The organism is Moorena sp. SIO3I8, from assembly GCF_010692325.1.
Lineage (GTDB): Bacteria > Cyanobacteriota > Cyanobacteriia > Cyanobacteriales > Coleofasciculaceae > Moorena.
In genome coordinates this window covers 1-1,343 of sequence record NZ_JAAHHW010000408.1, presented here as the reverse complement: position 1 = coordinate 1,343, position 1,343 = coordinate 1, and the positions used below count along the sequence as shown (strand labels likewise).

2 protein-coding genes are annotated in these 1,343 nt (G+C 43.6%); both read left to right on the top strand.

Annotation, left to right across the window (positions count from 1 at the left end; translation table 11 throughout):
* Window positions 1–666, top strand: a 666-nt coding sequence (locus F6K51_RS37425; RefSeq protein WP_293031283.1) for a hypothetical protein, incomplete at its 5' end; no start/stop codon positions are given.
* A 69-nt stretch (window positions 667–735) separates the two neighbouring features.
* On the top strand, window positions 736–1,343 hold a 608-nt coding region (locus F6K51_RS37420), incomplete at its 3' end, for a hypothetical protein (RefSeq protein ID WP_293031280.1).

Below are 1,343 nucleotides of genomic sequence, written 5' to 3'. Positions count from 1 at the left end.
GAACAACATCTGCCTCAAGTTACTAATCTAACCATCCAAGGAAAGTTCAATCATCAGGCTCTGAAAGTTCAGAATGCTTTGACTAACCAAGTATCCCTGGATTTGAGCCAGCCATTTTTCCCCTTTGGCGAGAAACCGAGATTTGGGGATACTCTCTATCTGGATTTGGCAGAACATACAGCCTTTACCAAAGATGGCACGATCAACCTTCAGGTTAATGTAATTGACCCTACTGATGCTGGCATCGAACTAAAAGAGGAATCGATTAATCCTAACCTTAGGCTGCAATGGAGATTTTGGGATGGTGAGGAGTGGACTCTACTGGGTACATCAACCCGAAATATAGACGAGGTTCAGCAAAACACCTCAAATAATAACTTTCAGGATAATACAAAAGCTTTCACTATTCCCGGAACTCAAGTAGTTAGGTTTACCTTACCTGCACAACCGAAAATTAAGACCATTGGTGGCATCGACAGTGCCTGGATTCGGGTGCAAATTACTGCTGGTGATTATGGCAAAGAGGCTAGTTATATCCCCGATCGCGACGAAGATGGAACAGTTAGACGGGATGCAGATACTAACGATGTCAAGTATATCTTCAAGCCTGCTAGTTTTGCTCCTCCATTAATTCGTTCCATTACCGCAGATTATTCACTAGACTAGTCAGCAACACCGGCGATACCGCCTCAACAGGTGTTGATCTCTAACGATTTCGTTAATGAGCAAATCGATTTGACCTTAAATCAGTCATTTGTTCCCTTCAAACCCACACAAGAACAAGAGGCAAAACCTACTCCGAAACCAGCTCTTTATTTGGGTTTTGTTACACCAGCAAACGGCAGCTTTTCCAACCGTCCCCTGAGCTTATTTTTCTTTATTGTAGATATTGTATACGGTGAAGAGCTTGATAACCCTACACCGAGTGGCTCTCCCCAACTTTCCTGGCAATATTGGGATGGCAAAGAATGGCAACAACTAACCATAAGAGATGAAACGGAAAACTTTACCCGTTCCGGTTTAATTGAATTTCTGCCACCAGGGGATTTTGCACCAAGGGAAGACTTTAATTTACCTCCCCGTTATTGGCTGCGGGTTAAATGGTTAAAGGGTGACTACGACGTTGAACCTAGGCTGAAACAAGTACTGCTGAACACTACCATGGCAGCACAAACAGCTACGATCCAAAAGGAAATTGTTGGCTCCAGTGACGGGACTGAAAATCAAACATTTCAGACAACTAGTCAGCCAATTTTAGCAGGTCAAGAGCTGGAAGTGCGGGAACCAGAAATACCTTCTGCCCTAGAAAAGGAAAAAATTCTCCTTGAAGAAGGGGAAAAGGC